Origin of the sequence: Aliamphritea hakodatensis (genome assembly GCF_024347195.1) — a bacterium.
In the GTDB taxonomy this organism is placed as follows: Bacteria; Pseudomonadota; Gammaproteobacteria; order Pseudomonadales; family Balneatricaceae; genus Amphritea; species Amphritea hakodatensis.
This window is the reverse complement of the sequence record NZ_AP025281.1, coordinates 357,245-382,449: the sequence shown is the minus strand read 5'-3', so window position 1 is coordinate 382,449 and position 25,205 is coordinate 357,245. Positions and strand designations below refer to the sequence as shown.

The 25,205-nt window shown below is 53.1% G+C and carries 24 protein-coding genes; 7 read left to right on the top strand and 17 right to left on the bottom strand.

Annotated elements, in window-relative coordinates; all coding sequences use genetic code 11:
- Window positions 1-453 (bottom strand): Lrp/AsnC family transcriptional regulator, encoded by a 453-nt coding sequence (locus tag PCI15_RS01680; protein ID WP_271272641.1) that lies wholly within the window; start codon window positions 451-453, stop codon window positions 1-3.
- A 174-nt stretch (window positions 454-627) separates the two neighbouring features.
- On the opposite strand from PCI15_RS01680, the gene PCI15_RS01675 reads away from it, so the two are divergent.
- Both PCI15_RS01675 and PCI15_RS01670 read left to right on the top strand, forming a co-directional pair.
- Window positions 628-1,731 (top strand): PfkB family carbohydrate kinase, encoded by a 1,104-nt coding sequence (locus PCI15_RS01675; protein ID WP_271272640.1) that lies wholly within the window; start codon window positions 628-630, stop codon window positions 1,729-1,731.
- A gap of 37 nt (window positions 1,732-1,768) precedes the next feature.
- Window positions 1,769-2,683, top strand: a complete 915-nt coding sequence (locus tag PCI15_RS01670; protein WP_271274567.1) for a pseudouridine-5'-phosphate glycosidase — start codon at window positions 1,769-1,771, stop codon at window positions 2,681-2,683.
- 21 nt (window positions 2,684-2,704) lie between these two features.
- Here PCI15_RS01670 and PCI15_RS01665 read toward each other — a convergent pair whose 3' ends face one another.
- Together PCI15_RS01665 and PCI15_RS01660 are read right to left on the bottom strand one after the other, a co-directional pair.
- Window positions 2,705-3,568 (bottom strand): HalD/BesD family halogenase, encoded by an 864-nt coding sequence (locus tag PCI15_RS01665; protein WP_271272639.1) that lies wholly within the window; start codon window positions 3,566-3,568, stop codon window positions 2,705-2,707.
- Window positions 3,569-3,749: 181 nt separating this feature from the next.
- A complete protein-coding gene (locus PCI15_RS01660) occupies window positions 3,750-5,177 on the bottom strand; it encodes an aldehyde dehydrogenase family protein (protein WP_271272638.1) in 1,428 nt (475 codons plus the stop codon).
- Between the two features lie 290 nt (window positions 5,178-5,467).
- Here PCI15_RS01660 and PCI15_RS01655 point away from each other — a divergent pair, with 290 nt between their 5' ends.
- Complete coding sequence (locus PCI15_RS01655; protein ID WP_205657521.1) at window positions 5,468-5,764, top strand: MTH1187 family thiamine-binding protein; 297 nt, start codon at window positions 5,468-5,470, stop codon at window positions 5,762-5,764.
- A gap of 63 nt (window positions 5,765-5,827) precedes the next feature.
- Here PCI15_RS01655 and PCI15_RS01650 read toward each other — a convergent pair whose 3' ends face one another.
- The 5 genes from PCI15_RS01650 to PCI15_RS01630 form a co-directional block, all read right to left on the bottom strand.
- A complete protein-coding gene (locus PCI15_RS01650; protein WP_271272637.1) occupies window positions 5,828-6,079 on the bottom strand; it encodes a hypothetical protein in 252 nt (83 codons plus the stop codon).
- Window positions 6,046-6,654, bottom strand: a complete 609-nt coding sequence (locus PCI15_RS01645) for a LysE family translocator (RefSeq protein WP_271272636.1) — start codon at window positions 6,652-6,654, stop codon at window positions 6,046-6,048. Before PCI15_RS01645 ends, PCI15_RS01650 begins: the two co-directional genes overlap by 34 nt.
- A 91-nt stretch (window positions 6,655-6,745) precedes the next feature.
- Window positions 6,746-7,255, bottom strand: a complete 510-nt coding sequence (locus PCI15_RS01640; RefSeq protein ID WP_271272635.1) for a DUF411 domain-containing protein — start codon at window positions 7,253-7,255, stop codon at window positions 6,746-6,748.
- 41 nt (window positions 7,256-7,296) lie between these two features.
- Entirely contained in the window at window positions 7,297-7,692 is a 396-nt protein-coding gene (gene cueR / locus PCI15_RS01635) for a Cu(I)-responsive transcriptional regulator (RefSeq protein ID WP_271272634.1), read from the bottom strand.
- Between the two features lie 33 nt (window positions 7,693-7,725).
- Window positions 7,726-8,079 carry a hypothetical protein gene (locus tag PCI15_RS01630; protein ID WP_271272633.1) on the bottom strand — a complete coding sequence of 118 codons (354 nt, stop codon included), beginning with the start codon at window positions 8,077-8,079 and terminating at the stop codon, window positions 7,726-7,728.
- A 186-nt stretch (window positions 8,080-8,265) separates the two neighbouring features.
- Between PCI15_RS01630 and PCI15_RS01625 the strand changes: the two genes are divergently transcribed.
- Window positions 8,266-10,470 carry a heavy metal translocating P-type ATPase gene (locus tag PCI15_RS01625; RefSeq protein ID WP_271272632.1) on the top strand — a complete coding sequence of 735 codons (2,205 nt, stop codon included), beginning with the start codon at window positions 8,266-8,268 and terminating at the stop codon, window positions 10,468-10,470.
- An 84-nt stretch (window positions 10,471-10,554) separates the two neighbouring features.
- Here PCI15_RS01625 and PCI15_RS01620 read toward each other — a convergent pair whose 3' ends face one another.
- The 4 genes from PCI15_RS01620 to PCI15_RS01605 all read right to left on the bottom strand — a co-directional run bounded on the left by PCI15_RS01620 (window position 10,555) and on the right by PCI15_RS01605 (window position 14,828).
- Window positions 10,555-11,496: a LysR family transcriptional regulator gene (locus PCI15_RS01620; protein WP_271272631.1), complete on the bottom strand. Its 942-nt coding sequence runs from the start codon at window positions 11,494-11,496 to the stop codon at window positions 10,555-10,557.
- 297 nt (window positions 11,497-11,793) lie between these two features.
- Window positions 11,794-12,738: a Bug family tripartite tricarboxylate transporter substrate binding protein gene (locus PCI15_RS01615; protein WP_271272630.1), complete on the bottom strand. Its 945-nt coding sequence runs from the start codon at window positions 12,736-12,738 to the stop codon at window positions 11,794-11,796.
- A gap of 98 nt (window positions 12,739-12,836) precedes the next feature.
- Entirely contained in the window at window positions 12,837-14,348 is a 1,512-nt protein-coding gene (locus PCI15_RS01610; protein ID WP_271272629.1) for a tripartite tricarboxylate transporter permease, read from the bottom strand.
- Window positions 14,349-14,363: 15 nt separating this feature from the next.
- A complete protein-coding gene (locus PCI15_RS01605; protein WP_271272628.1) occupies window positions 14,364-14,828 on the bottom strand; it encodes a tripartite tricarboxylate transporter TctB family protein in 465 nt (154 codons plus the stop codon).
- Between the two features lie 282 nt (window positions 14,829-15,110).
- Here PCI15_RS01605 and PCI15_RS01600 point away from each other — a divergent pair, with 282 nt between their 5' ends.
- The 3 genes from PCI15_RS01600 (at window position 15,111) to PCI15_RS01590 (ending at window position 17,673) form a co-directional block, all read left to right on the top strand.
- The gene (locus tag PCI15_RS01600) at window positions 15,111-15,275 is read left to right on the top strand and encodes a hypothetical protein (protein ID WP_271272627.1); all 165 of its coding nucleotides are present in this window, start codon (window positions 15,111-15,113) and stop codon (window positions 15,273-15,275) included.
- A 352-nt stretch (window positions 15,276-15,627) separates the two neighbouring features.
- Window positions 15,628-16,869: an NAD(P)/FAD-dependent oxidoreductase gene (locus PCI15_RS01595; protein ID WP_271272626.1), complete on the top strand. Its 1,242-nt coding sequence runs from the start codon at window positions 15,628-15,630 to the stop codon at window positions 16,867-16,869.
- An 87-nt stretch (window positions 16,870-16,956) separates the two neighbouring features.
- Entirely contained in the window at window positions 16,957-17,673 is a 717-nt protein-coding gene (locus tag PCI15_RS01590) for an aspartate/glutamate racemase family protein (RefSeq protein ID WP_271272625.1), read from the top strand.
- A 218-nt stretch (window positions 17,674-17,891) separates the two neighbouring features.
- Here the strand turns inward: PCI15_RS01590 and PCI15_RS01585 are convergent, their stop codons facing one another.
- From PCI15_RS01585 to PCI15_RS01565, 5 genes are all read right to left on the bottom strand, one after another.
- Window positions 17,892-19,535, bottom strand: coding sequence for an electron transfer flavoprotein-ubiquinone oxidoreductase (locus tag PCI15_RS01585; protein ID WP_271272624.1), 1,644 nt, complete (start codon window positions 19,533-19,535; stop codon window positions 17,892-17,894).
- A 210-nt stretch (window positions 19,536-19,745) separates the two neighbouring features.
- Complete coding sequence (locus PCI15_RS01580; RefSeq protein WP_271272623.1) at window positions 19,746-21,131, bottom strand: L-serine ammonia-lyase; 1,386 nt, start codon at window positions 21,129-21,131, stop codon at window positions 19,746-19,748.
- Window positions 21,132-21,195: 64 nt separating this feature from the next.
- Window positions 21,196-22,446 carry a serine hydroxymethyltransferase gene (gene glyA, locus PCI15_RS01575; RefSeq protein WP_271272622.1) on the bottom strand — a complete coding sequence of 417 codons (1,251 nt, stop codon included), beginning with the start codon at window positions 22,444-22,446 and terminating at the stop codon, window positions 21,196-21,198.
- A gap of 86 nt (window positions 22,447-22,532) precedes the next feature.
- Entirely contained in the window at window positions 22,533-22,958 is a 426-nt protein-coding gene (locus PCI15_RS01570; RefSeq protein ID WP_205657504.1) for a GlcG/HbpS family heme-binding protein, read from the bottom strand.
- Between the two features lie 245 nt (window positions 22,959-23,203).
- Window positions 23,204-24,331 carry an aminotransferase class V-fold PLP-dependent enzyme gene (locus PCI15_RS01565; protein WP_271272621.1) on the bottom strand — a complete coding sequence of 376 codons (1,128 nt, stop codon included), beginning with the start codon at window positions 24,329-24,331 and terminating at the stop codon, window positions 23,204-23,206.
- Window positions 24,332-25,205 lie beyond the last annotated feature (874 nt).

The following is a 25,205-nucleotide window of genomic DNA, read 5'->3' as shown; positions in this document are numbered from 1 at the left end:
TCACGGCAGATCGCGCCGGAAAAACTCCCGCAGCACGATCCCGGACTCAGTGCGCTCAACACCTTTGAGCGCACTGATCTTTTCAATAACCGCATCCAGCTCTGCCGCATCATGGGCGCGCACTTCCAGCATCAGATCAACACTGCCACTGACCGTCTCACAGCAATACACCTGAGGAATCCGCTCCAGGCTACCGATAACCGCCGCCTGACAAGGTGCCAGCACGCTGACCGATACGCGGCTGAAAAACTGCGGCCGTGGCAATAACTGCACATTCAGCCGGACACTGTAACCTTCAATCATGCCCCGCTCCTCAAGCCTGCGAATGCGCTCCTGCACCGTCGAACGGGCGAGATTTACTGCCCGGGCAATCTCGGCGGTGGGCAGCCGGGCATTTTGCTGTAACAGCGCCAGAATGTGCTGATCTTTACTGTCAAGTTTCAAACGAATCATCCTTACCGGTCCTGAGCCACCAAGCATCCCCCGGCCCGCCGGTAAATGCAATCGGCAACCGCGGTTTCCATGCCGCGCCCTCATTATTCACCGCTGAGCAACTGACAAAGCTTGACAGCTTGCAGCACAAGCATAAAATAGACAAAATTCAAGTTACAGACAAAGTTCCAGAAAATGACTAACCGCGAACGTCAGCTATTACAATTACTGCAGACAAATCCGCTGATCAGCCAGCAGGAACTGGCAGAAGCACTGGGCATCAGCCGCTCTGCCGTGGCCACCCACCTAACCAACCTGACCGCCAAGGGCGCCATTAAAGGCCGGGGCTATATCCTCAGTGAACGGCGCTATTCAGTGGTCATCGGCGGTGCCAATATGGATATTCTCGGCACCCCCGGTCAGGCGCTGACACCGGGCAGTTCCACCCCGGGCACTGTCAGTTACAGCCCCGGCGGAGTCGGCCGCAATATCGCCGAAAACCTCGCCCGCCTTGGCGAAGACTGCTACCTGATTGCCCCCGTGGGTGATGATCACAGCGGCCGGCAACTCACTGAACTGAGCAGTCAGGCGGGTATCGATACCAGCCAGATGGTGACCATCCCCGGCCATGCCACCTCCAGTTATCTGTCACTGGTGGACGAGCAGGGCGAAATGCAGCAAGCCATTGCCGACATGGCCATTCTTGATGCCTTCGGCCCGGACTACCTGCGCAAACATTTAGGGTTACTGGCCCGGGCTGAATTACTGGTGCTGGATACCAACCTTAAAAACAGCACCCTGGAATGCCTGTTCGGCCAGCTACCGGAGCAGCGTTTTTTTGTTGACTGTGTCTCCAGCAGCAAAGCGCCGAAAATCCGACCGTTTCTGTCCCGCATTCATACCCTGAAGCCCAACCTTGCAGAAGCCGAAGCCATTTCAGGTATTCACGCCGATCCGGCTGATATTTCTGATAGCGCCCTGCAGGCACTCGCGCAATGGTTTCACCGGGAAGGGGTTGAACGCTTATTCATCAGCCTGGCCAGTGAAGGGCTGTTTTACAGCCACCGCAGCGGCGAATCCTGCCGCCAGCGGCTCAACTGTCACACAGTCATTAACAGTAACGGTGCCGGCGATGCCCTGATGGCCGCCCTGTGCCATAGCTGGCTGCAACAGATGCCGGCAGACAAAACCTGCCGCTTTGCGCTGGCCGCCGCCAATCTGGCACTGGCCAGCCAAACCACCATTAATCCGGAGATGTCCCGCCTGAATGTGGCACAGCTCCTGTCCGAATCAATGTAAGAACACGGGAAGAAACATGTCAGCACAACCTGCCAACCTGAAACAGTATCTGGATATCCATCCCGACGTTGCCGCCGCACTGGCTGCCGGCCAGCCCGTTGTAGCGCTGGAATCCACCATTATTTCCCACGGTATGCCGTACCCGCAAAATGTTGAAACCGCTTTAAAAGTGGAACAGACCGTGCGGGAAAACGGTGCACTGCCAGCCACGATTGCCATTATCAATGGCCGTCTGAAAGTCGGCCTGAGCGAAGCAGAAATCACCTATCTGGGTAAAACCGGCAAAGCCGTTATCAAAACCAGCCGCCGGGATATTCCCTTTATCGTTGCCCAGCAACTGGACGGTGCTACCACCGTTGCTTCCACCATGATCATTGCCGCCATGGCCGGTGTCCGTGTGTTCGCCACCGGCGGTATCGGCGGCGTTCACCGGGGCGCTGAAACCACCATGGACGTCTCTGCAGACCTGCAGGAGCTGGCCGGCACTTCAATGGCGGTGGTCTGTGCCGGAGCCAAATCCATTCTGGATATTGGTCTGACGCTGGAATATCTGGAGACCCACGGCGTACCGGTCGTGGGCTACCGGACCGACACCATGCCTGCGTTTTACACCCGTCACAGCCCGTTCGGTGTGGATTATCAGTTGAATGACCCGGCCACCATCGCGAAGGCACTGCAGGCCAAATGGCAGTTAGGGCTGGAAGGCGGCGTCGTTGTTGCCAACCCCATCCCGGAAGCCCACGCACTGGATCAGGCAATGATCGACGGTGTGATTGATAAGGCCCTGCAAGAAATGGATGAACAGGGTGTCAGCGGTAAGGAAAGCACCCCGTTCCTGCTGGCCCGGGTAGCTGAAGTCACCGAAGGCAAAAGCCTGGCGGCCAATATTCAGCTAGTGCTGAACAACGCCCGCCTGGCGGCACAGATTGCAGCGGAATACTGCAGGCTCTGAGCCGGACATGCTGACGGGCTTTCAGTCCAGCAATTCGTCTGCCCTGACCCGCTGACGCTCATTTTCGTAATGGGCGTCAGTCACCTTACCGTACAGATCTTTCACCCGGTACAGGCTGCCAATCACCCCCGGTTTCTCAGTGAACGACATAATCAGCAGTAAACGGTCATCATCACCGGTATTCTCAGTGACCTGATGCAGTGAAAAGCGCCCCAGAAAAAACTGCAGATCACCGGCATTCAGTTCCAGCCGGGTGATCCGGCTGCGGTCGCCACTGAGTACCTTTCTCACCTCGTCATAGCACTCATCCTGCGGAGTTCGCAGGTTCGGCACGTATTCGAAATGGCCACCGGACAGGGCGGGCTTAAGCAGCATGGTGATGGTGAATTCATTGGTATCGTAATGCCAGTTGAACTGCTGGCCGGGTTTGCCCAGATTCACAATCATATTGGAGACCGGATCTTCATAAATGAACAGTTCCGGTTTCCCCAGGCAGTCCGCCAGAAAGGCCGCCAGCGGCTGCCAGTGATACAGAATCCGGGCAGCGGTATCCTCAGTCAGTAAATCCGCGGTGATAAAACCATTGGTACGGGGCAGAAAGACGTTCCGCGGATGGTCCGCCGGCAGGCTGTCGTCGCCGTCACCCAGATACACGTTGCAGTGTTTCTTCGCCGAATAATAGGCCTGATCCTTACGGGCCAGTGCTTCATTCAGCATATCCTGCAAGCCCTGCTCACTGAGGAAGTTTTTAATGACTGCACAGCCATCTTTGGCAAGATCAGCCTGAATATTACTGATCAGATCTGCCCTGAGCGGGCTGTTCAGATCAGCAATGGGATAACGCTGATGATCAATTATCTGTTGCGCGGTTAAGTCAGACATCATTCTGCCTCCGGTAAATCAGTTCACCCTGATACAGCCCTTGATATACACATCGCACATCACTGCCGGACGGACAACAGACTTTTCTTGCAGGCAGCCATCGAAAAAACCGATATCCCGATCTTTCAGACAAAAAAATACCCCGCACTGGCGGGGTATTTCTAAATCCGGTCAGTCAACTTTATCAGCTCTGCCAGTCGGTAATGTGTTTAACTTCAAGGAAGTCTTCCAGCCCCCATACACCGCCTTCACGGCCATTACCGGATTGCTTGTATCCACCGAAAGGGGATGCGCCGGCTGAATCAATGCCGTTGACCCGCACCATACCGCTGCGCAGTTTACGGGCTACCCGCTTGGCCCTTTCCGGGTCCTGCGTCTGAATATAGTTGGTCAGACCGTAATCCGTATCGTTGGCAATGCGGATGGCTTCCTCTTCCGTATCGAACGGAATCATCGTCAGTACCGGCCCGAACACTTCTTCCCGGGCAATGCGCATGTCATTATTCACATCGGCAAAGATCGTCGGTTTTACAAAGTACCCCTGCTCCAGACCTTCAGGCTTGCCAGTACCGCCGGCAATCAACCGGGCACCTTCATCAATGCCGACCTGAATCAGCTCCTGAATTTTGTTGTACTGCATTTCACTGACCACCGGGCCAATGTGCTTACCCGGCAATGCCGGATCGGCAATCTCAGTGGCCGCAGCTGCCGCAGTGGCCTCTGCCACCGCCTGATCGTATACCGAACGCTCCACCAGCATCCGGGTCGGTGCGTTACAGGACTGTCCGGTGTTGTTGAAGCAATGGAAGGTACCGCGTTTCACCGCTTTGGCATCGGCATCAGCAAAGACGATGTTGGCACCTTTACCGCCCAGTTCCAGCGTCACCCGCTTCACAGTATCTGCTGCGGCTTTACTGATCAGCGCGCCTGCGCGGGTCGATCCTGTAAATGACAGCATGTCCACATCCGGATGGCCGGACAACTGACTGCCAACGCCGACACCGTCGCCGTTCACCATGTTAAAGACACCCGGCGGGAAACCTGCCGCGTCCACCATTTCAGCAAATACAATGGATGACAACGGCGCTACCTCGGAAGGCTTCAGTACCACAGTACAGCCAACCGCCAGCGCAGGAATGACTTTCAGGGTGACCTGATTCATCGGCCAGTTCCACGGCGTAATCATGCCGCACACACCAATCGGCTCGTGAATCAGCTGTTCGTTATTGCCCATCGGCTTTTCAAACTCAAAGCTTTCAAATGCTTCGATGAAACCTTCAATGTGTTCACTGCCTGACCCGGCCTGCGCGCGGGTAGCCAGATCAATCGGCGCGCCCATTTCCATGGAAATCGCCGCCGCCATATCATCGTTACGCTTTTCGTATTCACGCAACAATGCCTTAAGCAGGTTCAGGCGTTCTTCTTTCGGGGTTTCAGACCAGCTGTCGAAGGCCTGACGTGCAGCCGCAACCGCCGCATCAGTATCCGCCTGGCTGCCCAGCGAAATAACCGCACAGGGCTCAGCAGTCGCCGGGTTAATGACCTCACAGTCATTCGCCTGGCTGGGCGCCACCCAGGCACCGTTGATGTAAAAATCGCGTTTATGCAACATGGCAGATACTCCTATCGGGGTGTTGACCTGTCGTCAGGGGCCCCTCTTTTAATAATGATTGCCACAGATCATAGAGAAGCAACCTTCAACAGACAAGCCAAAAACACAAAATAATACGCCATTTGCTGTTAATATTTTCAACAAACAAAGATTTTGAAGAAAATATTAATCACTTAAAAATCATTCAGTATACCTTTGCGAATCGCTGCATTAGACTAAATAGGGTGATTTTCTGTCCTTACCCGGCAGTGCTATTATGCCCGGTATCACTGAATCTGAGAGGAATTAACATGTTCGTAATCATGGATATCATGGTGTCTCCGGGTGGCGTTGGCATATCCGTTTCACCGTACGTGGCACACTGCCAGAAAATTTTTCAGGAAGCTGGCCTGAGCCACCAGATGCACAGCTACGGCACTAACGTTGAAGGCGAGTGGGATGATGTGCTGGCCGCCGTTAAGCGTTGCCATGAAGATCTTCACGAGATGGGTGCAGTACGTATCACCAGCCACATGAAACTGGGTACCCGTACCGACAAGGCACAGACTATTCAGGACAAAATCGACAGCGTTAACGAGAAGCTGTAAGACACACTGTCCTGTCAGAGTGACAGGTGATGCATTTCAGGCGTCACCTGTTATTCACAGACATTATTTCCCTTTCGAATCCTGACCGTCTTCCGGTTCTTCTTCAGGTTTATAGAAAAAGTAGTCTTTCACACCGTAAAACACGCTGCCAAGCCCGATCGCGGCAATGATCAGCATGTTCTGCTTGTCATTCAGTTCCGGCAACAAGCCTGAGCCGTCGCCAAAATACCCGTATCCCGCCAGAATCAGCAGAAAAATACCGATAGCAACGTTCTTAATACTTACTTGCTTGATGTCAGAGCTAAGCCAAAACATACAAATACTCCCCCGCTCACTTTGTTGATAACTTCACTGCCTCTGGGTGTACGCAGTTTATCACGGGCCAGAGTAGCAGTTGCAGCATAGCCACAGTGTATAACTACCACCAAAGCGCTAAAAGTCAGCGCCAGCAAAGCAAATTGCGGTATATAGGCTGCTGCCGGGTCAATAAACTGCGGAAACAGCGACAGGAAAAACACGATCGGTTTGGGATTGAGCGCCGTGATCCCCAGGCCTTCAAAAAAACGGCTGCGCACAGAACTGCGACGTCCGACAGACAAATCCGCCACCTGGCCACTGCTGCGCCACAGTTTAATACCCAGATAAATAAGATAAGCGGCTCCCAGATATTTAAGCACCGTAAATGCCAGTGCGGAGGTGGTCAGTAACAGGCCCAGACCCGCCGCCGACAAAACCGCAATCAGCAACATGCCCAGCGCCACACCGGCGATCCCAGGAAAAGCCCCTTTAAAATCATACTGCAGGGTATTTTTCAGCGTCAGCACAATGCCCGGCCCGGGGCTGGCGATTACGGCCGCCGCAATGAGTATAAAAAACAGGTAATTTTCCATCAGTTTCCGGCCTGATTCATGTCAGTTCAGACCATGATACGCCGCCTGCAAGCGAGGCGGCAACCATGGAAAAGGAGGGGGTTATGCCGGATCAGTAATCCGTATAGGTGTTAAAGACAGACTGATCACCGTTGGTTTTGACAGCGTAGACTCTGAAGTCATGCTTTTCAGCACCGTCCATATCCATACCCGGTGTACCGGAAGCCATGCCCGGCACCGTCAGCAGGCGGATATCATTATCGGTTTCCAGCATCCGTTTGATGTCCTGAGCCGGCACGTGTCCCTCAACGATCTTACCGTTGATGGATGCCGTGTGGCAGGACGCCAGATTTTGCGGCACACCGAAGGCCTTTTTCACCGTATTCATTTCTGAATCGGTGATTTCCTTCACTTTGAAGTTATGGTCCTTCAGATGGTCTACCCAGTCTTTACAGCAACCGCAGGTAGTACTGCGGTAAACCGTTATCGGATACGCCGTATTATCGGTACTTTCTTTCCAGAAAGGGTCCGCCGCCTGAGTCACAGCAGTAAAGGACACACTCATTAAAACAGTTACAAACATCAGGGCTGCACGCTGGCCGGCCCGAAAAAAATTCTTCATCATCACTCCAGATCAGGTATGAAAATATACCGGAAAATCTGTTACTGGGTACGACCACTCAACTGATCAATAATCGGGCATTCAACGGATTCATCGCCCTGACACTGTTCAACAATCGGCAGTAAAGCATCGCGCATTGCTTCTAATGCTTCGATCTGCTCGGTGATCTTTTCAATGTGCTCCAGTGCTTTGCTTTTTACCTGTGCACTGGTGCGGTTGGGATCCTGAGCAAGGCGCAGCAAGTCACGGCCCTCTTCCAGCGAGAACCCGAGACTGCGGGTCCGTTTGATAAACTTCAGTTCATCAATGTGTGCCGGCGAGTACGTCCGGTAACCGTTATCAGAACGCTCAGCGGGTGCAACGACACCCTGCTGTTCGTAGTAACGGATTGTCTTGGCGCTAAGTCCGGTGGCCGCTGCGGCCTGAGAAATATTCATACATCAGTATCCACAAACAAAAAATTAACGAGTCTATGTATGGATCTGTATGGGAGGATGATAGATAGGTTCAGCATACCGAAACTGATAGCTTGTCTGATAATCAACCCGCACAAACCCGGCCCGGGACAACGCCAGTACTGTGTTTCCCCCGATCTGTGGTGAGCACCCCGTGCCCATCGCACAGATGCTGTCACAGTAGTCAGCGGTCTCATGCCCGCAGCTGCCATCACAGTCGCTCACCTCCATTGCTATGCCTGTCACAGGCACAGCAGCAGACACCGGCTGTACCGTTGCCAGCCACTGACCCGTCAGGAATATCAGTGTCAGCAACATCAGCAGCCAGTGGCGTTGTGATATAAAGCTGTTATGTATGGATTTAATCATCTGAAAGCAATTTCAGTTATGCTGTTTCTTTTATAGATTCGTTGCTTCCGGCCGGAAAATCAAGGGGAATTTCCGTATTACCCTGCGGTTTTGATGCAGCTCAATATCTCGCTTGACCTTCCCCCCGGGGGAAGCTTTACACTCCCTGCCAAAGAGTCCATCAGTGAAAAACTCCGGAGCATTAACATGGCTACCACCCTTATTCTTGAAGGAGTCCGCTGCGCCGGCTGTGTCGGCAAAATAGAGCGGGGGCTGGCAGAAACGCCCGGCGTCAGCCAGGCCAGGGTTAACTTTCCCCAGCGCCGTCTGCGTGTGGAAGGTAATATCAGTGAAGCGGATCTGATCCACGCGGTCGAAGACATTGGTTTTGGTGCCAAAGTAGATCAGAACAGCCCTGAATACCGTGCCCTGCTGCAGCAACAGGAAGACAAGACCTACCGGCTGCGGCTACGCAGTGCCGCACTGGCGCTGGGTCTGGGCCTGCCGCTGATGCTGATTGGCTGGCTAACCGACAGCATGCGCATCACAACCATGCAGGATCAGCTGATCTGGGCGGCGGTCGGCATGCTGACACTGGCCGTACTGGTGTTCCCCGGCCGACACTTTTTTACCGGCGGCTGGAAAGCTCTTAAGCACCGCAGTGCCACCATGGACTCTCTGGTCGCGCTGGGTACCGGCAGCGCATGGCTATATTCAATGGCTGTGGTGATGTTTCCTGACCTCTTTCCTGACGGTTCCCGCCACGTCTACTTTGAAGCCTCTGCCATGATTGTCGGCCTGATCAATCTGGGCAACGCTATCGAAATCCGTGGCCAGCGCCAGACGTCCAGCGCAGTAGAAAAGCTGCTCAACCTGCAACCCAAACAGGTCCGGCTGATCCGTGAAGGTTCGCCACAGGAAGTACTCCTTGAAGAGGTTCAGGTGGGGGATCATATCCAGCTGCGCCCCGGCGAGCAGATTCCGGTGGATGCCCGGGTTGTCGAAGGCCAGAGTCTGGTGGATGAATCCATGCTCAGCGGGGAGCCGGTTCCGGTCAGCAAAAGCGCCGGCGATCAGGTTATCGCCGGCACCCTGAACCAGACCGGTAGTCTGCTGATCGAAGCGGAAAAAGTAGGCGCTGATACGGTCATCAGCAAAATCATCGACATGGTGCAGCAGGCGCAGGCCAGTAAACCGGAAATTGCCCGGCTGGCGGACAGTATCTCTGCGATTTTTGTCCCCATAGTACTGGTCATCAGCGCGGTAACAGCGCTGCTCTGGTATCTGTTCGGCCCTGAGCCTCAGCTCACCTATATGCTGATTACCGCCACCACGGTACTGGTTATCGCCTGCCCCTGCGCACTGGGGCTCGCCACGCCGATGGCCGTGATGCGGGGCATTGCCAAGGCGGCCGACTACGGCATCCTGATCCGGAACGCGAAAACCCTGCAGAGCGCTGCCGGCGTTGATACGGTAATGCTGGATAAAACCGGCACCCTGACGGAAGGAAAACCCCAGGTAACCCTCACCAGAACCCGCGGGATTAACGACAGCCAGTTACTGCAACTGGCCGCCTCACTGGAACAGCATTCGGAACACCCGCTGGCAGCCGCCATCTGCCAGGCGAATACGACCGAAGTACTGCCGGTGGAAAACTTCAGCGCCGTTGTTGGCCGCGGCGTCACCGGCGAGCAGTCCGGCCGCCAGTTGCATCTTGGCAATGAAGCCTATATGGAGACTCTGGGCATTGAACTGGCAGAGATGTACAGTCTGACCCTGGGTATGGACAGCGCCCAGACGCCGGTATTTCTGGCGGTTGACCACCAACTGGCCGGTATGATCAGTATCAGCGACCCGATTCGTGAAGACAGCCGGGCAGCCGTTGCCCGCCTGCAAAGTCAGGGTTTAAGAGTCATCATGCTGACCGGAGACAATCCTCAGACCGCTCAGGCGGTTGCCACTGCGCTGGAACTGGATGATTTTTATGCCGGTCTGATGCCCGCAGACAAAGCTGAACAGGTAGTGGCATTCCAGAAGATGGGCTGCAAAGTTGCCATGGCCGGAGACGGCATCAATGATGCACCGGCACTGGCCCGCGCAGATGTGGGCCTGGCTATCGGTCAGGGTACGGATATCGCTATCGAAAGCGCCGACATGGTATTGCTGCACAGCTCTGTAGACAGTATCGCGGACGCGGTGGATATCTCCCGGGCAACCCTGCGCAACATCAAACAAAACCTGTTTGCGGCCTTCCTGTATAACACGCTGGGCATTCCGGTGGCCGCCGGTGTGCTGTTCCCGTTCACCGGGATTCTGCTCAGCCCGGTGGTAGCCGGTGCTGCCATGGCCCTGTCATCCATCAGCGTGATCAGTAACGCCAACCGTTTACGGCTGTATAAGCCGGGCAAATAAGCCAGGCTGACTCACGCAGATATCCTGCTGCCACCTTATCCTCTGCGGGGATAAGCGTGGCAGTGAGATTCTTCTGACATTCCTTCAGGACTTATCATCTTTTCCCCAGGCAAACAGCGCTTGCGGATGTTCATCCAGCGCTTGAATACGCTCACGTAACTGGTCGGCAAAATCCTGGGTAATCAGAGAACGGGGTTTGTTGGCCGGATAAATAATCCCCAGCTTTAAGCAGACATCAGAATCAAAACGGCGAAACACCACCTTGCCGGGCTGCGCATAGGAGCAATAACTGGCCGCAGATATCGGGTCCATAATACAAACCCCCAGCCCCCGCTCGATAAACCGCAGGGCGGGAATGAAGAACCGGGTCTGGAGGCGTACGTTCATCCGGTAACCTGAAGACTCAAATAACTGCTGCAGGGCATAATAGGTGGAGTGATCCGGATGCAGGGTAATCATCGGCTCATCGTCCAGATGTTCCGGGGTAATCACCTCATGCACCGCCAGCGGATGATCCGCCGGTAAGGCACACAGGCAGGACAGGGAAAACACCTCTTTATCGATCGCAGAATCCCGCTCCGTCAGTTCCGTCAGACCAATATCATACTGATCTGACGCGACCCACTCACGCACCCCTTCGGATGTCCGGGTTTGCAGAGAGGCCTGAATCTTAGGGTGCTCTTCGAGAAAGTCGGCCACCAGATCCGGTACAAAAAAGTTAGACGGCCCCGGCATACAGCCAATTCGGAGGAACCCGTACTGCTTGTTCTGAATATCCTGAAGAGTCTGGCTGACGTCATTGATGCGCGAGAAAATCGCCTCAATCTCGGCGTATAAGTAATTGGCTTCCGGGGTCGGATACAACCGCTTTTTGCGGCGTTCAAACAACTGGAAACCAATCTGCTTCTCCAGCGAGCTTATCACCATACTGACCGCCGGCTGAGTCCGGTACAGCTGCTTGGCCGCCTGAGAGACAGAGCCGGTGAGCATCACCGCACGAAAAGATTCCATCTGGTTAAGGTTCATCGTCTCTCCTCAGAAGTGCATTAAATTCATACGGCCATCAGCATGGCGGCTTGCAGCAATATCAGTCTATCTGATGGACACTGTCAAAAACAGCCTGAAAATGATGTTTAAAAATACAGAAGCAGTCATCTGCAGAGACCTTTACAAAGCGCATTGCAGACAGCACAGCACAGAAAGCACAGCCCAGCAGAATCAACCGGCAGGTTCAGACAAAAAGATATAACAGGATGGGAATAAAACAGATTTTTTGCAGGAGTATCCGGCAGCCTGTCAGGCTGCCGGACGATGTGCTATGGCTTATTTCTTCACCTTAGCAGCCGCATCTTTCATGATGTCATAAGTGACTTTCATATCAGCAACCCACTCAGGTCCCTGACGGAAGTCGATAACCGCACCGATGTTTTCGTAAGCTTTCATCACCTGAGGGTCTTTCATTACCTTAGTCGTCGCAGCAACCAGCTTATCCACAACTTCCTGAGGTACACCCTTAGGTGCGAAAACGCCGGACCAGCCTTCAAAGCTGCCCTCGATACCGTAGTCTGCAAAAGTAGGCACGCCCGGGAAAGCATCCATCTTCTGGTTCATCACCAGTGCACGGGCACGGTCAGCCTTCACATGAGGGCCGAACGCCGGCGGGAAGGAAACCGCTGAATCAATGTGACCACCGATCACAGATACCATGGATGCTGCAGCACCTTTCGCGTGTACATACTTAACGCTGTAACCGGCCTGGTCAGCAATGATGTTGGCCAGAATGGTGCCGGAAGATGAAGCACCCCATGAACCCTGGGTCAGCTTGTTGGCTTTAGCACCGGCAACGAACTCATCAAAGTTGGTGTACGGGCTGTCTTCTGCAACCACAACCGCCAGCGGCACTGCCGTCATCTTAACAACCGGCTCGAAGCTGCCGAAGTCATAAGGTGTCTTGCTGAAGTTAGGGGTTACCAGCATGTTACCCAGACCGGCATTGATCAGGGTGTAGCCATCATTCTTGGAGTTGGCAACGAAAGACGTCCCCACCACACCGCCACCGCCAGCTTTGTTGATAACAACAACCGGTACGCCCAGCTCTTTCTCAACAGCATCCGCCCAGATACGGGTTGTCAGGTCGGAATCACCACCGGCACCGTAAGGTACAATGACATTAATCGGCTTTTCAGGATATTCCGCCATCGCACCTGCAGAGAAAGAAACCGCTAAAGCACCGGCCAAGGCTAATAAGGTTTTTTTGGTATTTTTCATACTTTATTTCCTAGCGTTATTTTTATTTAAGTAGTGTTTATCCGCACCGGACTGCCCTTAGCTTTAGTCGGTGTGAAGTTTGGGGTTCATAATTCTGGCTAGACAGCTTTTTCCTGTGGGGTTCTGGCGGCCTTATTGCGCATCCGAATGCTCGAATAAACGAAGAAAGCCGACAGGGCGATAAATACCCAGGAGAAAGGTGAAGCAAAGAATAGGTGGTAGTCAGTACCGACAATCGCCAGCGCCTGATCCAGATTCTGTTCAAGGAAGGGCGTCAGAATAAAGCCGATAATGAACACCGCCGGATTCAGCCCGAACACCCGCATGGAGTAGCCCATGATGGTGAAGGCAATCAGGATCAGAATGTCGTTCATATTCTGGCCCGCAGTGAAGGCACCGGTGAAAGCAAATACCGTGACACAGGGGAATATGTAATAACGGCGCAGTGAGGCAATCTTCACAAAGAAGCGGAAACCCGACTTGGCGATCCCCAGCAGGAACAGATCCGTGATCAGGAAGCCGGCGAAAATCGCATAAATGGTTTCAGTGTGTTCGAAGAAGATTAACGGACCCGGCGTTAAACCATGGATCAGGAATGCCCCCATCAGCAGCGCCGCTACGTCATCGCCGGGAATACTCAGGGTCAGCATCGGGATCATACTGGAACCACACACCGCGTTATTGGCAGACTCCGCAGCCGCGATACCTTCAACAGAACCTTTACCGTACTCCTCCGGTTTCTTCGAGGTGCGCTTAGCCTCACCGTACGCGATAAAGGCAGCGGTACTGGAACCCAGGCCCGGTAATGCACCGATGAATGTGCCGATGCCGCTGGACTTCAGGATCGTCCGGAAGACAGAACGGAACTCCTTAAAGCTGATGCGGTTATCAGCCGGATCAGGCGAGTGCGTAATCATCATCTCATGATGCGGCACCCGGCGCCGGCGAATCACATTGATCACCTCCGGCATCACCAGAATACCGATCAGCATCGGCGTGAAGGTGAAGCCTGCCATCAGTTCGGTATAGCCAAAGGTAAAGCGGGAAGCACCGGTAATCGTGGACATCCCCACCATCGCAAACAGCATCCCTAAGCAGCAGGACAGCAAGCCACGGGGAATAGACTCACCCGCAAGCGTGCCGATAACGGTAAAGGCAAACAGCAGCAGGAAGACTTTCTCAATGGGGCCGGCCTGCAGGGAAATTGCCGAAATAGGCGCCGCCACAAGGATCAGTACCAGGGTCGCCAGCATCTCCCCGGATACCGAAGAAAACAGCGATATATCCAGCGCCTTACCGGCCTTACCGGCCTTCGTCAGCGCGTTACCATCCACCGCGGTTAAAAAGGACGCGGCCGCACCCGGCGTATTGATCAGAATGGCTGAAATAGACCCGCCATAGATACCGGCCTTATACACCGCCAGCAACATCGTGATACCGATAATAGGATCAACATAAAAGGTCAGCGGCAGAATAATGGCGATGGCCATGATGCCGGAAATACCGGGAATCGCGCCGAAAATAATACCGATGATGACACCGGCGATAATACCGAGAATCGGGCCGACAGAAAGAATTGCCCCAAAGCCACTAATAATATTGTCAAACATTACAACACCCCTTACTTACAGCGACCAGGTGGGCAGAAACACCCGCAGGAACTGACTGGAACCATAGAAAATCAGGATCGGTGTAATCACCGAAACGGCCGTCATTGGGATCCAGTTACGGCCACCCAGCAGCAGCGCAACGCTGAACATGACAAAAGGAGTCGTCACCAGAAATCCGAAGACAGGCACCAGCAACCAGTAAGCAATGAAAATACCGATATAGATAAAGATGCCGCCGTAACCATTGGTCACGATGAGTTCTTTATCTTCCATCTCTTTGCGCTGAAGCAGATTTTTAAGAGACTGAATACCGATAGTGGCGGAGAAAAGGATGATCAGTACTGCAACAATGCGGGGCAGGAACATCGAACCTAAGTCCGTTTCGGCGCCGCCTTCCACCAGCTGATCGCTGGTCAGTATGATCAGGGAAATTATAATGAGTACGGTCGCAAGTACGACATCGACTTTACGTCTGTCCATTGGTCCTCCGAATTTTTATTGTTATATGCCTCGGTAATTTTAAGGACGGGCATTTATTTAATTATTGGCGCTTTTCTGACATCCGCTGTGTCGTTGTAAATCTCTCAGTAACAGTGGACTGACGGGTAACAAACCCTGAAATCCTGTTATGTATGTTCCCTGGTAACAATGCGCGATTATTAACCAGTCTAATTCAACCGTTCATAGATACAAATCGAAAATATATTTGATTATATAAATTCTGCTTATGTTTTTAGTCTCTGCAAAATTAAGCAGTTTTATATGGCTGATACACGCCGGAATCCCCGGATAAACGGCTCTGGCTGCCGGCATCCGGCGTATATCCAGTATCAGCTTGCCGACAACTCATCTACCGGTTCAGCCGTAAGCGATACCGGTAACACGCTCTACAGCCCGGAAACGGGTGCATTATTAAAATATAAATAAAACTGATGAAATCTTAAAAAAATACGATTTGCGATTATAAAGATTGCCGCAAATAATAAGTTCGTGAAGGTTTAGGCCCAACTAAAAGCAGGCCAAAAATAACAATAAGTGCAAAACCAAAACGCTAAATTTCAGCTGCCGGTATATCCAGTCCCACTTAAATTTAAGTCGTGACGTCCCTTGCCCTTGTCATTTTAAAACCTTAAGTGTCCGCCTGAGCCGGGGGTTCCCGCGGGTGTTCACTGTCGATGCTCACTGCAGACCAGCAGGCTTTTTACAGCCCGCCTGCAGCGGGTTAATTCCAGAGACGATAAGACTATTTAGGGCCTGTCTTTCAGCGGGTTACGTGATTATGCAAGATTCTCAGATTGGCATTATTGGCGCCGGCGTCGTGGGTTTATCAACGGCGTTATGGCTGCAAAAAGCAGGTTACCAGGTCACCCTTATCGACAAAGAATTACCGGGCATGGGGGCATCTTTTGGTAACGCAGGCCTGTTTGCCGACTATGCACGCTTACCCTTTGCACGCTTTTCCATGATGCGGAAAATGCCGGGGCTGCTCATGGACAGCTCCAGCCCGCTTTCAATGCACAGCAACTATATCCCTAAACTGCTTCCGTATGGCTGGCGGTTTTTCAAAGCCTGTTTCGCCGACAATTATGCCAAAGGCAAGATCGCCTTATCCCAGTTACACCAGCACACCGTACAGGCCGATGAAACCCTGCTCAGAATCAGCGGTGCGCAGGATCTGATCAAAGCGCAAGGCTGTCTGGGGCTGTTTGCTGATCAGCAGGACTTTCAGAACGCCCAGCAGGGAGACCTGCTTGAACGCCGGCAGCAAGGGGTTAACCTTGAATTTCTGAATGCCGGACAGGTAGCAGATCTGGAACCGGATCTGGCGGCCTTTCATGCCGGCGGTGTCTTCTATCCGGATACCCGCTTTACCGTCAGCCCGCTGGGCCTGTGCCGCCGTTATGCGGAGCACTTTACGGGCAATGGCGGTAAAATCCTACGCGATCAGGCCTTATCAGTTACACCGAAAATTCCCGGAGTCAGTGTAAAGCTGACAGATGAAACCCTTGAATTCGATCATCTGGTTATCTGTGCCGGCGTGGCATCCAAAGAACTGCTAACGCCGCTGGGGGTTAAAATGCCGATGGTCAGCGAGCGGGGCTATCATTTAACGCTGGATCTTGGTGAAAAACAGCTGCAGCGTCCGGTCGGCTGGCTGGACAAATCCGTATTCCTGACACCGATGGCCGGTGGTGTCCGGCTCGCCGGGACTGCTGAATTTGCTGCCGCCGATGCACCGCTGGATGAATCCAAGGCGCAAACCATGCTGGAACACGCCAAGGTCATGCTGGGCGAAACGCCACACATCACATCCACCTGGGTCGGCAGCCGGCCTTCAACACCGGACTCGTTGCCGGTCATCGGCCCGCTGCAACGTTATCCACAGATCAGTCTGGGCTTCGGCCACGGCCATCTGGGGCTGACTTTCGGCGCGGTAACCGGTCAGCTGATATCCTGTGCGATACAGGGCGAACCCGGCGCTGTAGACCTTACGCCTTTTGCACCTGAGCGCTTCAACTGACAGCAATGGGCTAACTGGATCCGGCGGTGATCACAGGCAGTGCATAAACTTTATTTCGTACAACACCATTAACTAAAAGGTATCACTATGATTTTACAGGGTGGCTATAACATCTGTGACGTTCCTGTCGGGGTCATCTCCCTGGAATCTTACTTTCCCAAACCAAACGGGCACATCAAACACCCTGCCTGTTTTGATTTCCCGATTCTGTATAAAACCGTTAAAGGTGCAACGATTGACCGCTTAATCCGCGAGCGGGACCCGGAACTGCTGAAACCTTTTATTGACGCGGCCAAAGAGCTGGAAAGCGAAGGCGTTAAAGCGATTACCGGCAGCTGCGGTTTCCTGGCACTGCACCAGAAAGCACTGGCTGATGCGGTTAACATTCCGGTATTCATGTCCAGCCTGATTCAGGTGCCTCTGGTATCGCGCATGCTCAGATCTGATCAGAAAGTCGGCGTTGTGGTTGCGAACAGCGACGCCCTGACAGCAGATCACCTCACCGGCGTGGGCATCGGGGATGAAGCGATTGTGGTTGCCGGCATGCAGGAACAGACACAGTTCAGTGATGTCATCCTCAAGGCAAAATACAATGATCTTGATATGGCATTATTCGAACAGGAATTATGCGCCGTCGTTGAAAACATGCTGAACAACAATCCGGATGTAGGCTCAATTGTGCTGGAATGTACCGACCTGTCGCATTTCGCACCGGCCTTACAAAAGCGCTTTGCACTGCCGGTATTCGACCTGACCAGCCTGACCCGGATGGTGGCTGCCACCGTCAACCGGACCATTGCCTGACGGCAGTCCTCCCTTATGCTTCAAGTATTAAGAGCAGTTCATCTGCTCTTTTTTTTGGCAAAAAAAAACCTCTGCCCAAACCGGGAGAGGTTTATTACACATGTTAATACACAAGGTAAAAAAGTTGGCAACGTATCCCTACGCTGCCTGAGCCAAAACTGGTCTCGAAGAAAGCGTGACCAATGGGTTTTGTCACGCTCTCCAAGCTTTTTGCAAGCTTACATGTTTGGATAGTTAGGACCGCCGCCCCCTTCAGGGGTTACCCAGGTAATGTTCTGGGCAGGGTCTTTAATGTCGCAAGTCTTACAGTGAACGCAGTTCTGCGAGTTAATCTGGAAGCGCTGTGAGCCGTCATCGTCTTCAACGATTTCGTAAACACCCGCCGGGCAGAAACGCTGCGCAGGTTCCGCAAACTTCTGCAGGTTAGATGTCATCGGAATAGACGCATCGGTCAGCTTCAGGTGGCATGGCTGATTTTCTTCGTGGTTCGTGAACGACAGGAACACAGAAGAAGACTTATCAAAGCTGATGACACCGTCCGGCTTAGGATATTCAATCACCGGGCACTCGCTGGCCGGCTTCATTTCTGCATAGTCAGGCTTGTTGTCGTGCAGGGTAACCGGAATGCTGAACAGGTTCTGATCGATGAAGTTGAACGCACCGCCCAGAATCGTACCGAACTTGTGCATCGCAGGGCCGAAGTTACGGCTCTTATACAGCTCCTGGTACAACCATGAATCGTTGAAGTTCTCAGCGTAAGCAGTCAGATCACGACCGCCTTCATCACCGGCGCTCAGGGCATCAAACAGGGTCTCGGCAGCAATCATGCCGGACTTCATTGCGGTGTGCGTACCCTTGATCTTGGAGAAGTTCAGAGTACCGGCATCACAACCCAGCAGCAGCGCGCCTGGCATGGTCATTTTCGGCAGGGAGTTCAGGCCACCCTTAGCAATCGCACGTGCACCGTAAGACACACGGGTACCGCCTTCCAGATACTGTTTCAGTTCCGGATGGTGCTTCATACGCTGGAATTCATCGAACGGGCTCAGGTGCGGGTTCGAGTAGTTCAGGTCGGTAATCAGACCCACAACCACCTGGTTGTTATCCGTGTGATACAGGAAGAAACCGCCGCTGGCATCTGTCAGTGGCCAGCCGGCACCGTGCACAACCAGACCTGGCTGATGTTTAGCCGGGTCAATGTCCCACAGCTCTTTAATGCCGATACCGTAGTGCTGGGCATCTTTACCTTCGTCCAGGTTGAACTTGGCAATCAGTTCTTTACCCAGGTGACCGCGGCAACCTTCAGTGAAGATGGTGTACTTGGCCAGCAGGTCCATGCCCGGCATGTAAGAATCTTTCTGACCGCCTTCTTCATCCAGGCCCATATCACCGGTACCGATACCGGCAACACGGCCGTCATCGCCGTAAATGACGTTGGCAGCAGGGAAGCCCGGGAATACTTCAACACCCAGCTGTTCAGCCTGCTCACCCAACCAGCGGCAAAGGTTACCAACGCTGGCAATGTAGTTGCCTTCGTTGTGCATGGTTTTTGGAACCAGTGCGTTAGGAATTTTCTTGGCATTTTCAGCATCTTTCAGCATGAAAATCTGGTCTTCGGTGACCGCTGTGTTCAGCGGAGCGCCCTGCTCTTTCCAGTCCGGGAACAGTTCGTTCAGTGCGCGGGGTTCAACCACCGCACCGGACAGAATATGAGCACCGACTTCGGAACCTTTCTCGACCACACAGACGGTCAGTTCCTGCTCTTTCTCATTGGCCAGTTGCATCAGTCGGCAAGCGGTGGACAGACCTGCAGGTCCGGCACCGACGATGACGACGTCAAATTCCATGGATTCGCGTTCCATTACTCACTACCTCTATTAAGCTGGTTGGCTCTTTTATTGTTTATTATTTGCTTCCGCAAAAGGCCTTATCCACAGGGATAAAGCCAGCATTTTGGAAAGCGGTATTATTTACGACTTTTCACTCTCAGGTACATACTAAAAACGACACATCGTAGCCGCAATAAGACCAGTGTCCAATATTTAGCCAAATGCGTCGTCAAAGGTCGCGTTTTAACACTCGATTACGTTAACCGCCAGACCACCCTGCGAGGTTTCTTTATATTTACTCTGCATGTCGGCACCGGTATCCCGCATCGTCTTGATTACTTTATCAAGGCTGACGAAGTGTTCACCATCACCATTCAGGGCTATACGGCTGGCGTTAATCGCTTTAATGGACGCCATGGCGTTACGCTCAATACAGGGCACCTGCACCAGACCGGCAATCGGATCGCAGGTCAGCCCCAGATTATGTTCCATGCCGATTTCAGCCGCGTTCTCAATCTGCTCAGGGGTACCGCCGGATACTGCCGCCAAACCGGCCGCTGCCATCGCACAGGCTGAACCTACCTCACCCTGACAACCCACTTCTGCACCGGAAATCGACGCGTTGCGCTTACATAACATGCCCACCGCTGCAGCGGTCAGCATGAAGCGCACCACACCGCTCTCACTGCCGGAGTAATAGAAGCGCATGTAATAATGCAGCACAGCAGGCACAATGCCCGCCGCCCCGTTGGTCGGCGCGGTGACAACCCGGCCACCGGCAGCGTTTTCTTCATTCACCGCCAGCGCGTACAGATTCACCCAGTCCAGCGCGGACAGCGGATCACGCAAGGCAGCTTCCGGACGGCCCATCAGTTTTTTATAGAGCTCAGGGGCGCGACGCTTAACATCCAGACCACCGGGTAAAGTACCTTCGATGTCACAGCCACGTTGCACACAGGCCTGCATCACATGCCAGATATCCAGCAAGCCCTGACGGACATCATCAGCGCTGCGGTACACAGTCTCATTGGCCATCATAATTTCACTGATCGACAAACCACTGGATTTACAGTGGCCCAGCAACTGCTCCATGGTTTCGAACGGATACGGCAATACGGTATCGTCATCGTCATGGACCGCCTGTTCTGCAGACTCAATTTCATCTTCATCCACAACAAAACCGCCGCCCACCGAGAAATATTCCCGGGTATACAGGCAGATGCCGGCTGCATCACGGGCACTGAAACGCATACCGTTCGGATGCTGTGGCAGAGGCGCAAAGATGTATAGCAGGTCATTGTCTTCGACAAAACTGATCTCATGCTCGCCATCCAGTGACAGCTTTGCCTGCTGCTTAATTTCATCCAGCCGGGGCTGCATATACGCAGGATCAATGGTCTCCGGGGCCTGACCTTCCAGACCCAGAATCACCGCCGGTCCTGAACCGTGGCCCACCCCGGTCGCACCGAGTGAACCGAACAGTTCAATTTTCACACCGCTGACCTGTTGCAGGCAGCCGCGTTCACGCAGCTTAGCCACAAAGTCCAGTGCAGCACGCATTGGCCCCACAGTATGTGAACTGGACGGTCCGATACCAATTTTAAACAGATCAAAAACGCTGATATTCATCTTTTTGCCCTCCGGTATTCAGGCCCTCACCGCCTGAATACCCTGCCCGTAAGTGGCTTATCGCTTAGCGGTAAACCGGATGTTCTGCGCACAGCGCCAGAACTTTATTTTTTACATCATCGATAACCGCCTGGTTATCCATGTCTTCCAGTACATCGCAGATCCAGCCAGTCAGCTGACGACAGTCATCCACGCTGAAACCACGGCTGGTGACCGCCGGCGTACCGATCCGCAGACCGCTGGTAACAAAGGGTGACTGAGGATCATTCGGTACCGAGTTTTTATTCACGGTAATGTTGGCCCGGCCCAGTGCAGCATCGGCGTCTTTGCCGGTGATGCCCTGTCTGATCAGACTTAATAAGAATAGATGATCATCGGTACCGCCGGAGACAACATCGTAACCGCGCTCGATAAACACCTCAGCCATGGCACGGGCGTTATCGAGAACCTGCTGCTGATAATCCCTGAATTCAGGCGCCAGTGCTTCTTTGAATGCGACCGCTTTTGCAGCGATGATATGCATCAGCGGGCCGCCCTGGCCACCCGGGAATACCGCACTGTTCAGTTTTTTCTCAATCTCCGCATTCTCACGGGCAATGATCAGACCGCCACGGGGGCCACGCAGGGTTTTGTGAGTCGTCGTGGTGACAACATCCGCCACCGGTACCGGGTTCGGATACAGACCTGCCGCCACCAGACCGGCCACGTGTGCCATGTCCACAAACAGATAAGCACCTACCGCATCCGCGATGTCGCGGAACTTCTGCCAGTCGATGATCCGGGAGTACGCAGAGAAACCGGCGACGATCATCTTTGGCTGATGCTCTTTCGCCAGACGCTCAACTTCTGCGTAATCAATCTCACCGGCATCGTTCAGGCCATACTGAACGGCGTTATAGATCTTACCGGAGAAGCTCACCTTGGAACCGTGGGTCAGGTGGCCGCCATGGGCCAGGCTCATACCCAGCACCGTATCACCCGGTTCACACAGCGCCATGTAGACAGCAGAGTTAGCCTGAGAGCCGGAGTGCGGCTGTACGTTTGCATAATCGGCACCGAACAGTGCTTTAGCACGGTCAATTGCCAGTTGCTCAACCACATCAACGTGCTCACAACCACCGTAATAACGCTTGCCCGGATAGCCTTCCGCATACTTGTTGGTCAGGCCTGAACCCTGTGCCTGCATAACCAGCGGGCTGGTGTAGTTTTCAGATGCAATCAGCTCAACGTGTTCTTCCTGGCGGGCTTCTTCAGCCTGCATTGCGGTCCACAGCTCTGCATCAAAGGCATCGATACGGTCTTGTTTATTAAACATATTTTTCTTACCTCTTGCCGGTAAACAGGCACCGGCAACTAAACAGGCCCGGCAAAACCGGGCCCGGAATCAATTCAAAAAAGGGGTTACTTCAGTGACGCAAGAAACGCGTCCACACCGGCCTGAGAGACGATCTCATCCTGGTCCGGGGTACCGGAACTGCAGCCAACACCGCCAACAATGTGCTCACCGGCAAAAATCGGTACACCGCCGGCAACAATGGAAAAACGGCCCTGGTTACTGGTGTTAATACCGAACGCAGGTTTACCCGGCACGCTTACTTCACCGTATTCACGGGTGGACTTACGGGCAGCGGAGGCGGTAAAAGACTTACCCATCGAGATATCGATACTGGTAATGCGGGCATTATCCATACGCTGGAACATCAGCAGGTTGCCACTGTCATCGGTAATGGCAATGTCCATATCAACGTTAATTTCTTCTGCTTTTGCAACGCAGGCTTGCATGATCAGTTGCGCATCTTGCAACGTCAGCTTCGGCATCATTCTCATTTGATTCACCATATTAAGTTTGTTTGAAAAACATCATAACCGGGTTTTGACGTCCGGTATCGTTTTTCACTACATTTGTTATTTTTTCGGTGCCCTAATATGAAATCTGCGTACCAGTTGTAACCTACCGGCAGATTCCGCAATGCGTGACAAAACGCTGATTCCCGGGCCAGCCTGCGGGATCACCGCAGGTGCCCGGAGCGCTCAGCTATGAGCGCCGCGACGGTAGAACAAACTCCAGCCCTTTACAGGACTCTCTCCAGAGTTTGCTCAAACTTGGCAACAGCTGCATCAACATCGTACAGCTTGTCCAGGCCGAACAGCCCCAGACGGAAGGTCTGGAAATCTGCCGGTTCATCACACTGCAGGGGTACGCCCGCAGCGATCTGCATACCTTCAGCAGCAAACTTGCTGCCATTCTGGAATCCGGCATCGCCGGTATAGCTAACCACCACACCCGGTGCCTGGAAGCCTTCCGCAGCAACGCTCTTAATGCCTTTGCTGACCAGCAGCGCGCGGACCTTGTCACCCAGCTCTTGCTGAGCAGCACAGACTTTATCGAAACCGTACTCTTCAGTTTCCTTCATTACCTGGGCAAAAGCGGCCAGTGAATCGGTCGGCATCGTCGCGTGATACGCGTGTGCACCGCCTTCATAGGCATTCATGATTTGCAGCCATTTTTTCAGATCACAGGCAAAGCTGTTGCTTTCAGTGGTTTCCAGTACCGCCAGCGCGCGCTGGTTCATCATCACCAGACCGCAGCAAGGGGAACCGCTCCAGCCTTTCTGTGGCGCACTGATCAGGACATCAACACCCTGAGCTTTCATATCGACCCAGATGGCACCGGACGCAATACAGTCCAGCACGAACAGACCACCGACAGCATGTACGGCTTCAGCGACAGCCTGAATGTAATCAGACGGCAGGATCATGCCAGAAGAGGTTTCTACATGAGGTGCAAATACTACGTCCGGCTTTTCAGCATGAATCGCAGCCACAACCTCATCAATCGGTGCCGGTGCGAAAGGCGCCTGGCTACCTTCTTCAGTCTGACGGGCTTTCATCACTGTACAGCTGGATGGCAGGTCAGCCATTTCAAAAATCTGCGTCCAGCGGAAGCTGAACCAACCGTTACGGATAACCAGCGCTTTCTTATTGTTAGCAAACTGGCGGGCAACCGCTTCCATACCGAACGTACCACTACCGGGTACCACAGCAACAGCGTCAGCCTGATAAACAGATTTCAGAGTGCGGGAAATATCATTCATCACGCTCTGGAAAGATTTGGACATGTGGTTCAGGGAACGGTCGGTATAAACCACGGAATATTCAAGCAGACCGTTAGGATCTACCGGAGATGAAATATTAGTCATTATTATGCTCTTCGTGAAATTTGTAATTATTTTTTCACGATGCTGCCTTAAGACTTTTTAAAAGGCAAGCTTCGTAAACAAAAAATGTATATTTTTTGTACCGGCGCGACTAATACCAATCTTCATATAGTGAATAGCGCCAGCCTACAGACTAACCGAATCGTCTCAGCCAAAAATGCGTAATATCGCCGCATTTTAGACAAATATCGACACAGATAAGGCCAACTTATCGACCTGTCTGGTTCCAGAAAAGCATTCCGGGCCTCTCACATTATCGTTTTCACGATAAGAAATTTTTCTTGCATAACAGAATTTACGTTTTAGGCCCGCTTTTTGCTTTATTCCCTTTGCCAGTTTTTAACTTCGACCTGCACGCCCGGTTGAAATGAACGAACTAACGGCAGCCACAGGCGACGCCGACAGTTGGGCTATCAGCCGGCACAGGTTATCCACACAGGAGTAAGCGATACGACGATTTTGACAGCAGCAGTTATTTAACATTGAAAATCAACGCATTAGGCCATTGTCGGTAAGGTTTACAGACTTACTGCACAAACAGGCAGGCGCCCCTTTGCAGCCAGAAAACTGACTGCAGCAGTATGTCACGCGCCGGTTGACATTTTCAGTGCACAGTTTCGAGCCAGGGTATCTGCGTTTTCAGATGTCACAGACCCCCTTTGCCCGAAGAAATGGGAACAGTTGAATCTGTCGGCAAACGGCCGGCAAGCATTCCGTTTCCCAGGGGTATGCTCGTCCGGCGTCTGGCCTGCAGGCAGTTTTCCGCTATCAGAGACATTTGATGGCACAGGGGGACTGACGCGCTAAATGAAGGGAACCAGGGAGTAATGGTGACCGCCATAAGGCTGACAGCGAC

What these genes read in the sequence shown, in the direction of transcription:
- PCI15_RS01680 (WP_271272641.1), bottom strand. Translation starts at nt 453, where the DNA reads ATGATTCGTTTGAAACTTGACAGTAAAGATCAGCACATTCTGGCGCTG.
- PCI15_RS01675 (WP_271272640.1), top strand. Translation starts at nt 628, where the DNA reads ATGACTAACCGCGAACGTCAGCTATTACAATTACTGCAGACAAATCCG.
- PCI15_RS01665 (WP_271272639.1), bottom strand. Translation starts at nt 3,568, where the DNA reads ATGATGTCTGACTTAACCGCGCAACAGATAATTGATCATCAGCGTTAT.
- PCI15_RS01660 (WP_271272638.1), bottom strand. Translation starts at nt 5,177, where the DNA reads ATGTTGCATAAACGCGATTTTTACATCAACGGTGCCTGGGTGGCGCCC.
- PCI15_RS01655 (WP_205657521.1), top strand. Translation starts at nt 5,468, where the DNA reads ATGTTCGTAATCATGGATATCATGGTGTCTCCGGGTGGCGTTGGCATA.
- PCI15_RS01650 (WP_271272637.1), bottom strand. Translation starts at nt 6,079, where the DNA reads ATGTTTTGGCTTAGCTCTGACATCAAGCAAGTAAGTATTAAGAACGTT.
- PCI15_RS01645 (WP_271272636.1), bottom strand. Translation starts at nt 6,654, where the DNA reads ATGGAAAATTACCTGTTTTTTATACTCATTGCGGCGGCCGTAATCGCC.
- PCI15_RS01640 (WP_271272635.1), bottom strand. Translation starts at nt 7,255, where the DNA reads ATGAAGAATTTTTTTCGGGCCGGCCAGCGTGCAGCCCTGATGTTTGTA.
- cueR (WP_271272634.1), bottom strand. Translation starts at nt 7,692, where the DNA reads ATGAATATTTCTCAGGCCGCAGCGGCCACCGGACTTAGCGCCAAGACA.
- PCI15_RS01630 (WP_271272633.1), bottom strand. Translation starts at nt 8,079, where the DNA reads ATGATTAAATCCATACATAACAGCTTTATATCACAACGCCACTGGCTG.
- PCI15_RS01625 (WP_271272632.1), top strand. Translation starts at nt 8,266, where the DNA reads ATGGCTACCACCCTTATTCTTGAAGGAGTCCGCTGCGCCGGCTGTGTC.
- PCI15_RS01620 (WP_271272631.1), bottom strand. Translation starts at nt 11,496, where the DNA reads ATGAACCTTAACCAGATGGAATCTTTTCGTGCGGTGATGCTCACCGGC.
- PCI15_RS01615 (WP_271272630.1), bottom strand. Translation starts at nt 12,738, where the DNA reads ATGAAAAATACCAAAAAAACCTTATTAGCCTTGGCCGGTGCTTTAGCG.
- PCI15_RS01610 (WP_271272629.1), bottom strand. Translation starts at nt 14,348, where the DNA reads ATGTTTGACAATATTATTAGTGGCTTTGGGGCAATTCTTTCTGTCGGC.
- PCI15_RS01605 (WP_271272628.1), bottom strand. Translation starts at nt 14,828, where the DNA reads ATGGACAGACGTAAAGTCGATGTCGTACTTGCGACCGTACTCATTATA.
- PCI15_RS01600 (WP_271272627.1), top strand. Translation starts at nt 15,111, where the DNA reads ATGGCTGATACACGCCGGAATCCCCGGATAAACGGCTCTGGCTGCCGG.
- PCI15_RS01595 (WP_271272626.1), top strand. Translation starts at nt 15,628, where the DNA reads ATGCAAGATTCTCAGATTGGCATTATTGGCGCCGGCGTCGTGGGTTTA.
- PCI15_RS01590 (WP_271272625.1), top strand. Translation starts at nt 16,957, where the DNA reads ATGATTTTACAGGGTGGCTATAACATCTGTGACGTTCCTGTCGGGGTC.
- PCI15_RS01585 (WP_271272624.1), bottom strand. Translation starts at nt 19,535, where the DNA reads ATGGAACGCGAATCCATGGAATTTGACGTCGTCATCGTCGGTGCCGGA.
- PCI15_RS01580 (WP_271272623.1), bottom strand. Translation starts at nt 21,131, where the DNA reads ATGAATATCAGCGTTTTTGATCTGTTTAAAATTGGTATCGGACCGTCC.
- glyA (WP_271272622.1), bottom strand. Translation starts at nt 22,446, where the DNA reads ATGTTTAATAAACAAGACCGTATCGATGCCTTTGATGCAGAGCTGTGG.
- PCI15_RS01570 (WP_205657504.1), bottom strand. Translation starts at nt 22,958, where the DNA reads ATGAGAATGATGCCGAAGCTGACGTTGCAAGATGCGCAACTGATCATG.
- PCI15_RS01565 (WP_271272621.1), bottom strand. Translation starts at nt 24,331, where the DNA reads ATGACTAATATTTCATCTCCGGTAGATCCTAACGGTCTGCTTGAATAT.